Origin of the sequence: Pseudanabaena cinerea FACHB-1277 (genome assembly GCF_014696345.1) — a bacterium.
Classification (GTDB): domain Bacteria; phylum Cyanobacteriota; class Cyanobacteriia; order Pseudanabaenales; family Pseudanabaenaceae; genus Pseudanabaena; species Pseudanabaena cinerea.
In genome coordinates, this window is the sequence record NZ_JACJPY010000031.1 from 40,801 (window position 1) to 48,997 (window position 8,197).

At 38.3% G+C, this 8,197-nt stretch carries 8 protein-coding genes and 1 pseudogene; 2 read left to right on the forward strand and 7 right to left on the reverse strand.

The annotated features are described in order from the left end of the window. Nucleotide 1: 1 nt before the first annotated feature. Nucleotides 2–4,786: a coiled-coil domain-containing protein gene (locus H6F44_RS11335; protein ID WP_190351065.1), complete on the reverse strand. Its 4,785-nt coding sequence runs from the start codon at nt 4,784–4,786 to the stop codon at nt 2–4. Nucleotides 4,787–4,801: 15 nt separating this feature from the next. On the opposite strand from H6F44_RS11335, the gene H6F44_RS23545 reads away from it, so the two are divergent. Both H6F44_RS23545 and H6F44_RS11340 read left to right on the forward strand, forming a co-directional pair. After that, nucleotides 4,802–4,933: a hypothetical protein gene (locus H6F44_RS23545; RefSeq protein WP_277874118.1), complete on the forward strand. Its 132-nt coding sequence runs from the start codon at nt 4,802–4,804 to the stop codon at nt 4,931–4,933. A gap of 207 nt (nt 4,934–5,140) precedes the next feature. After that, nucleotides 5,141–5,287, forward strand: a complete 147-nt coding sequence (locus H6F44_RS11340; protein ID WP_190351066.1) for a hypothetical protein — start codon at nt 5,141–5,143, stop codon at nt 5,285–5,287. Nucleotides 5,288–5,473: 186 nt separating this feature from the next. On the opposite strand, the gene H6F44_RS11345 is transcribed toward H6F44_RS11340, so the two are convergent. The 6 genes and pseudogenes from H6F44_RS11345 to H6F44_RS24020 form a co-directional block, all read right to left on the reverse strand. Next, nucleotides 5,474–5,935: a hypothetical protein gene (locus H6F44_RS11345; RefSeq protein ID WP_190351067.1), complete on the reverse strand. Its 462-nt coding sequence runs from the start codon at nt 5,933–5,935 to the stop codon at nt 5,474–5,476. Continuing rightward, a complete protein-coding gene (locus H6F44_RS11350) occupies nt 5,922–6,770 on the reverse strand; it encodes a DUF4007 family protein (protein ID WP_190351068.1) in 849 nt (282 codons plus the stop codon). The genes H6F44_RS11345 and H6F44_RS11350 overlap by 14 nt, the downstream gene beginning before the upstream one ends. A 72-nt stretch (nt 6,771–6,842) precedes the next feature. Then, a pseudogene (locus H6F44_RS24015) lies at nt 6,843–7,072 on the reverse strand (type II toxin-antitoxin system HicA family toxin). Beyond that, nucleotides 7,069–7,299, reverse strand: a complete 231-nt coding sequence (locus tag H6F44_RS11360; RefSeq protein ID WP_190351069.1) for a type II toxin-antitoxin system HicB family antitoxin — start codon at nt 7,297–7,299, stop codon at nt 7,069–7,071. The pseudogene H6F44_RS24015 and the gene H6F44_RS11360 overlap by 4 nt, the downstream one beginning before the upstream one ends. A gap of 3 nt (nt 7,300–7,302) precedes the next feature. Next, the gene (locus H6F44_RS11365) at nt 7,303–7,911 is read right to left on the reverse strand and encodes a Uma2 family endonuclease (RefSeq protein ID WP_190351070.1); all 609 of its coding nucleotides are present in this window, start codon (nt 7,909–7,911) and stop codon (nt 7,303–7,305) included. A 4-nt stretch (nt 7,912–7,915) separates the two neighbouring features. Continuing rightward, nucleotides 7,916–8,137, reverse strand: a complete 222-nt coding sequence (locus H6F44_RS24020) for a putative toxin-antitoxin system toxin component, PIN family (RefSeq protein ID WP_199302092.1) — start codon at nt 8,135–8,137, stop codon at nt 7,916–7,918. Nucleotides 8,138–8,197: the final 60 nt, after the last annotated feature.

Below are 8,197 nucleotides of genomic sequence, written 5' to 3' on the forward strand. Positions count from 1 at the left end.
GTTAATCATCCTCCGTTTTATCTGTTAAGTAATCTTGAAGCTTTGTATAAAGGCTAGTACGGCGGCTTTGGGTTAGTTGACGGAAGCGTGAGATAATCTGAATCTCAAGATTTGAGTCGATGATGCTATTACATTTTTGTTCTATTTCTTTAATTGTGTTTTCCAGATCCTCAGTTAGCCCCAAAATATGAATAGGTTTTTCGTTTTGGATGCGTTGAATGAGTTTATGGGCATCTTCAGCTTGTCTTTCAAGATTACTATCTGTATTAATTCCAGACTCAACCACAGCAACTTGATTTACCCATTCGCGGGCATCTTTACGAATTTTATCTAGCAAAGCTTGGCGATTTTTTTCAGTCTCGCGGCGGATGGTAATGTAGCGATCGCCCATCCATTCAGGGATTTGGCTATCCTCATCATGCCATTGTTGTAGTGTTTGCAGATGTTGATCGTAATCTTCTAGACTTTGACGCTTGGCAGTATCTGCAAGTTTGTATAGCTCTTGTAAGCGACTGAGTTGGCTTTGGATTAGACGATAACGATCTTCATCGATTTCTGAACCGAGATAATAGTTAGATTTGCGTGATAGTTCTGCTTCTAGGCTTTGACATTGTTTTAAGCCTGTAATTGTGGTTAGGCGTTGCTCTAGATCGTCTAATTCGTGACGATATTGCTCTAGGCGATCGCTTAGATATTGATTAATTGCTTGGATTTGTGGTTGAAAGCGATCGGGTACATCTTTACTTTTCTCAGCTAACGTTTGCTGTGATTTTTGACATTCATTTATTGAATTAGACTTTTGCTTAATTTCTTTTTCTAATACTCGAACTATATCAAGGACATCATCAAGTTCATCGATTTTGGTTTGAAACTGTTGATAGTTGGCATAGTGTGATGAATCTTTGAAAATATATTCAATCTTGGCGTAATCAATCTTGAACTTATCTAATTCATTAGGATCAGCGATCGCCTCAATTCGATTTTGTAAGCGCGTTAGTTCTTCACATTGTTTAGCAATTTGATTATCAAATTCTTTGATTTTTTTATTGATTTCCGAATAATCTATTGTGAGATTGTTATTCTGTTTCGATAGCTCAGTAAGTTCTGCTGAAAATTTATGAATTTTTTGCAAGTTTTCCTCGCAATTGCGAATAGTGCTATTCATGCTGACAGAAAGATCATTAACTTGCTTGATAATTTTGTTGATTTTTCCTCTTGTTAAAAATTCTTCGTATCTCTTTTCTAAGTTTTTTGCTGCAACTTCTTTCTCGTGATAAATATCATTAAATTCTTCACTAATTGGCATGAAAACTTGTAGCTGTTGTAAGACATTTTTTCTTTGATTATATTCATCTAATTTGTTAATCAATAAGTCACACTTAGCAAGCTCTCGCTTTATTCTTTCAAGTAAAGTTTTAAATCCACTATTCTGTAATTGAGAGAGTTGAGTTTCTTCTTCTCGCGTATCTAAATCATCATGAGTACCAATATGGAGTCGCTGTAAATGCTTGTAATTATCAAACATTTGTCCTATTGATTTAGCTTCACCAATTGATTTTACTCGCTCTATAGCTTGATTTATTGATTTTTTATTATCATCTGCTATCACTTGGCTTGACTGATTATTCTCAATTTTTCTTCCAAGACAACTTAATAGTTCTTTTATTTGTTGTTTATCTTCAGCGAATGTATATCGACTTTCTTGTTTGACTAGTTCTTCGCGCAATTTTATACATTCCAATGGCGATAAATCATTAAGTGATCGGCTGTCCCAATTTTGTAATTGTAGTTTGAGTTGCTCTTGGCGTTCGCTAATATTTTCGAGTGTTTCTTGATATTTAGCTTCATGTTGCAATGCTGGTAATGCTTCTGCAAATTGAGCGATCGCTTCTTGAGCATCCATAAGCTCTTGCTGAGTTGCATTTTGGCTCAAGCCTTCATAGCGACTTTGGACTTCACGCAGCTTTTGGGTGATTTGTTGGCGAGTCTCAATTGTTTTTTGGCGATGGGCGATCGCACTTTTAGTTTTTTCCAGCGCTTGTATATGAATATCTGGTAATGCTGTCACAGATTGTAATAGCTTGATTGCAGCATCGGTATTGCCCAAACTTACACCACAATCTTGAATTGTAGTTAGACTGTCGAGATCTATTTGTAGTTGTTTGACTTTTAATTCAATAAGTTCTTGTAAACGTTTTAAAGCATTGACCTGTGTAGCTTCTTGGCTTGGAGTTCTGACAATATCAGTTAAAGTATAGTCTCTTAAAACTTGAGGATATAAATTAATTAATGCTTCAAAAGATGTTGCTAAATTTAGTTCTTCAGTCGCTTTAATTGGTTTGTACCAAGCATCAAAATTTTTGACACTTTGTGTTAATCTCCCTAACCATTCTCTAATCGTATTGGCTTCTGGAGCATTGCCATTAGAGTCTAAAAAATCTTTTGCTTGTTTGATATAGATAGAAGCTTGATCATGGGTGGTGGGTAAGGTAGGTATTGGAGGTGCAGTAATTCTTTCACGTCGAATCACTTTGGCATCTAGTTTAATAATCCATTCTTTAACAAGATTATCTAATTTTTCTACAATATTAGTAGTAGCCCAAAAGCTAAGTTCTTTCTCCTCTACACGAGGATCAGCACTTCGTGAACCTGATTTGATTGCAACAGTTCCTTTTAAAGAAACTTCAGATCGATGTAATGCTAACCAAGCAAAAGCCAAAACTACAAATGTCAAATCATGATATCCATAAGGAATATCAAATAGTTTTTGTCTGATAGTATTTAAAGATACTACAATAACCTTTCCCCCTTTCAGATCACACAATTGATCAAGCATTTCCCAAGCAGCTAAGATGTTATTGTTTGTTGGTTTCTTTACATAATATTCGTTACCTTTTTTCTCAAAAATTCCCCAAACTTTTTCAAACATATCGATTGCACCTTGATATGCAGCTTTGTTATGTTTCGGCAAGTCAACAATTTCAATTTTTCCTTTCCCTAGCATCCAAGTTGCCAATGCAGTTACAATCTGCTTGGATGCAGTGTTATCAAGTCTAATATTAGAAGAATTACCAACAGATGGAACGTAAGGATATAGCTCTTTTAATAAAACGCTAACATTATTACTGATTTTGGAGTTATCTAGACCATGAATCTTACTAGATCGGATAGACTTAACAACCAAATTCTTTTCTAGTTTTAAGAGATTAGATGCACCATTTCTTACTTGTTCTTCCCATTCAGATAGAACTTTACTGTATGCAGGAGTTCCCATATCAGATCTAAATACTGTTTTGAGAATTGCTAGTTTTTGCAAGATACGACCTAAATTTTCTTCATCTTGACCAATATCTTGTTTAGGTATTGCTACTACTAGTCGATCTCTAAGTTGTGAAGCTGATAATAAATTATCAATTTCATCTATAAGCCCTTCTAAATCCCCTTTTCTGCTGTCTACTACATAAGCAACAATACCGTGACATCCTTTGTTTTTGGCATTAACAATCGCTTGAGGCTTTTGTAATAATTTTTCAAATTCTTCAATTGTAAAAATTTGATTTTGAAAACACCAATCAGAAGCTATTAAACCATTCTCATTAGCAAATTGAATTGATTTAGTTACATCTGCCACAAGTATAGTAGATATATTTTCTCGACAATATTCTACAAATACTGTTTCAGTTGAAGGTGAATTAGGTCTTTGTTTCAATTGCTTTTCAAGCTCTTCAATTACTTTCTCTCTAATTCTATTGGGACTCTGACCAGCAAAGAATTGGTAAATTCCATCTGGACGACGATCTATAATTTGACGCTCTTCACATAACTTAACTAGATATTTCTTGAGACTATTCTCTGATAGACCTGTCATATCTATTAGTATTTTTTCATGACTTTCGTGAGGAGATTTTATTACTAAGTCACTACTGACAGTGTAAAGAAAAATTGATTTTACTACATTAATTTCATTCTGATCTGCATCAGACTTAATTGCATCAATGGCATTAAGATAAGTTGTATAAATTTCTGACTTAGTTTTAGATGCTCTAAAGTTAGGTGCAAAAGCATCAACTAAAGATATAGCATAGATATAGTTTAGACTTTCTTTGACAGGTTGGTCAGTTTCCGCAGCATTATTGAGAAATTCACCAACTTCTTTACGCACAAATTCAATCGCTGTGCGGCCCTGTGTAAATTCTAAATTGCAAAGCAAATAGCCTGTGAGGGGATGGAGAGGAAAGCAACCTAAACCCAAATGTTTATGGAAGTCTTGGACATTGAGATTCTGTCCATCCTCATACTTACGAGCGCGTTTATAGATTCTTTGGCTATCTCCCCAAAAAACATTGTCCCATTTCTTTCTAAATTTTTGCCATGCCTCATTATCTTGCTGCACGATTACATCATCAATCACGCGCTCTAGGCTAGAGATAGGGCTATGAGTATGCTCATGGGGAGCAAGACGAGTGGAAACTTGTTGATAACCTGCGCGATTACTTTTGGAATTTGGATCAACCTGTGTGAAGCTCATCAAGGTAATTTTGGCTCTATGGTTGGTGCAGGCATTAGTCAGATTTTGAGGGGCGGTATTACCTGCTGCGTGTTTGTCAGTTAGCCAACTATCGAGATAGTAGTTAAGTTCATCAAAGAGAATGAGAATACCTTGAAATCTGGCATTGCTTCCTGTGCAGAGATTCTTAACTAAATCATCAAGAACTTCTTCTATTTCAATATTCTTAGTAAAATTTGGAGCAAATCCATCGGTGATTGCATCAGCAACTTGAATCACAAGCGGAATTACCTCATGATGGTTATTTCGCAAAAGCTCACAAATAGCTGCTATATCTCCATTCTGAGCGTTGATTTGACGCAGAAAGCGATCGCCTTTTACTCGATCGCTATCGTTAAGCTGCTCCAGATACCGCAATGGTCTTAGGCATAGGTGATGAGCAATGGAGCTTGTTACTCCTGCGTTGTTTAGAGCTTTTAAGACTACATCTAAAAAGTGTTGGCGCAGATCATCACATTTATCGCCACGCAGACAAAGAACAAGATGGTTACTTCTAGATTTGAAGGATTCTAAATTGTCATAAACTCCTTTATTCTTTTCGCCTGTCGTAATTTTGATGCTATTAAAGATGCCTTGAACTTCGGGGCTGTCATAGGGTTTGCTGAAGAAATTGGCGATCGCCAAGGCAAAGTGGGTTTTCCCCTTGCCATAGTCTTGCACTACGCAATGGATATTAGGAGAGTTGGGGCTGTGATAGCTGCGGCGCAATATGTCGAGTAAGCCAACTGTCGATTCTTTGGGGCGATCGCTGTTGTAGTTAAAGACAAAGCCTTCACATAGTTTAAGATTTTTGACAGGATCATTCATCATGTCAAGATTGACCACAGGCTCAATCGAACCTGCTTCATTGATAGTGATAAATTCATTTAGGAACATGACAGAACCCCCAATTTACTAGTCATTATTTTACAGGTATTTAACGCGAATATCCCACAAATTTTCTTTACTTGCCATTTCAGTTGCCCAAGTTTTGGGTAATAAGATCCAGATGGGGCAGGCAAGCTGACGAGTGGCGGCAAGATTTCGCCAAAATTGGTTAAGGGGGCTATTGGGACGGGTGTGGAGATAGGTGAGCAAAACATCTAGATCTTCTAGTAAGACGATTGGTTTGGTTGCGTTCTGGCAAATTTGTTTGATGGCTTCAACTTCTCGACTGATATGCATTTGCAGATTTAAGTAACCGCTTTTGCTGTTGCTAGTATGGCGTTTAATCAGGTCATCGCGATAGCTAACGCGATCGCCAGTATAGCGAAAGGCTAATTGACTCAAGGCGGTTTTACTCAGTTTGTCGGTATAGAGCAGATAGGGGCGATCGCGCAGTTCTACTTTATCTAGTGCTAGTTGATTGATTGCATCAATTATTGACATAAGCTTTCTCCAATAAGTCTAAAGGATCATGCCATCGGGGGATGACTTGGAAGGGAGGGACGGTTTTGTACTGCTCGATGATGCCTTTTCCTGAGAGGCGATCGAGGAGGTCTTGTACTTGGTCGGGGCTAATGCCAAGGATGGGAGCGAGTCCGTAGGGATGGTTTAACAGGCGATCGCAATTGATCTGCGACAAACCTTGAAAATCTCTTTCACAAATTTTGGCTAGGAAATAAGCAATTAGTTCATCGGGTGGCAGGTTTGCTTGTCCTGCGATGTATTGATCTTTAGCGGGGGACTTTAAAAAGTTGATTTGGGCGAGTGCGTCCTTTTTGTCAGTATAGGCTTTGAGAACTTTCAAGAGGTCGTCACTAATGGATTTAGCTTTTTTCTTGTCGGTTTCATAGATTTGGTTTGCAGCATTGTCGAGGGTGCTACGGCTAAAGTTTAGATGATTGGGCAAGAAGCTATAAACAAACCATGTCCAGCCGCCCCAATCGGCGGGATCGGGTGGTGGGGTGGCTAGTCCTTTGTCGCTGAAGCTGAGATAGAAGTGCATCAGCCAATCGGTGATGGGTGATTGGAGATAAGGATCATGTTTGCGAGCGATCGCGCCTTGTGGTGTGAGTTTGCCCGTCTCTCGCTCAACTAATCCTGAACGAATAGACCAAGCTTTGATTCGTAAAACTTTTTCATTCCCTAGTCCAGTTCTACTCATCAAATTCTGTTTGGTATCATCTGCACCTTTTTCTTCTTCAGCCACTTTGATCATTCTCAAAATGTCTTCTTTTTTGAGTGCAAAAGAACCGTGAAAGCTAAGATTAAATTCTGACATAGGTTTAGATAGAAAAAATTGTTTTTGGGGTTAGCTGAAGTTCTGGAAAAGTTGGAGAAATAAGGCGATCGCTTATTTTTGCAATAGTCTAAAAAATGTTTCTTTGTCTAAGTCGATATCTTGGAGCATCCCTGATAAAGTGCCTTGTTTGATATCTTTCCCAGAATGGATCGGAACGACAACCCTCTTACCTTCAGCATTTTTATAAATGGCATGACACCTTTTTGGCGATCAAAGTAAAATCCTAATTGTTCAATCACTTTGATGAAATCTTTTGCTTTAACGCTTGGATAATTGCTCATACCAACACACTCAAGGGTTTAACGATTAAATTTTCTTGAGGAATAGGTTTCTGATCGGCAATGAGACTTTCGATATATAACTCAATTGCTTCTGTAATATTTTCGATAGTCTCTTCAAAGGTATCCCCTTGAGAATGACAGCCTTTTAGCATAGGGCAGAAGGCATGATAGCCACCCTCTTCCTCTTTTTCTAAAAGTACGGTGTAGTTATAGGCTTGTTTTTTCATGATCTAGGCTCCTTTTAAGATTATTTGTGCGGTTAATTGAAGTTCGGGAAAAGTTGGAGAAATCAGGAGACCGCTATCAACAAACTCAGTTACGTCATACCAGCCATCGGAATTGATTAAGACTGAGACTTTCGCCTCTAGCGGATCGATGCTCCAATATTCAGGAATATCACGGGCTGCATATTCAGTGCGTTTGGCGCGGTAGTCAATGTTTTTGGTGGAAGGGCTGATTACTTCGATGACAAGCAATGGTGCAGATAGATTAAAGTCAATCACGGCTTCACGCTCTTGCAAAGCTTGCCAATCATCTCGCTGCATCACCACCACATCAGGAATCCTGACGGTATCTAGTCCAATGCCACGAGGACAACGTACTCCGACAATGCCTTGCAATGCAATCCAAGGTAAGCCAGTGCGCTCAATTTCGCCATCGAGATCTCTTACTAAAAACTTAGTAATTCCGCCATGCTTTCCAGTGGCTAACGACATTGCTACAAGTTCTCCGTCAACTAATTCATATTTTGTATCAGACCCGTCAAAGTAAGTCAGGTAGTCGGCAAACGTGACTCTAGACTTGGTATTTGGGTTGGTTTTGACGATCGCGATGGTCATTTAACTATCCTCTAATAATTTGGTAAAACTGTTCAATGGTTAAAATTGGACAGTTAAAATCAGGGGCAAGGCAAAGCAAATCTTGATCTCCTGTGATTAGGTAATCAGCATTTCCAGCTATAGCCAACTCTAAAAACATTTGATCTTTGGGATCTCGACATTCACAATTTACTACTGGTTTCTCTCTGAGGGGGTGACAAAGACATCTAAAACGTAGCCGTGACAAGCTGCATAGCCCTCTTACCTCGTTGATAGTAGGTTAACTTATTGGGAGCTAGTTTCAATA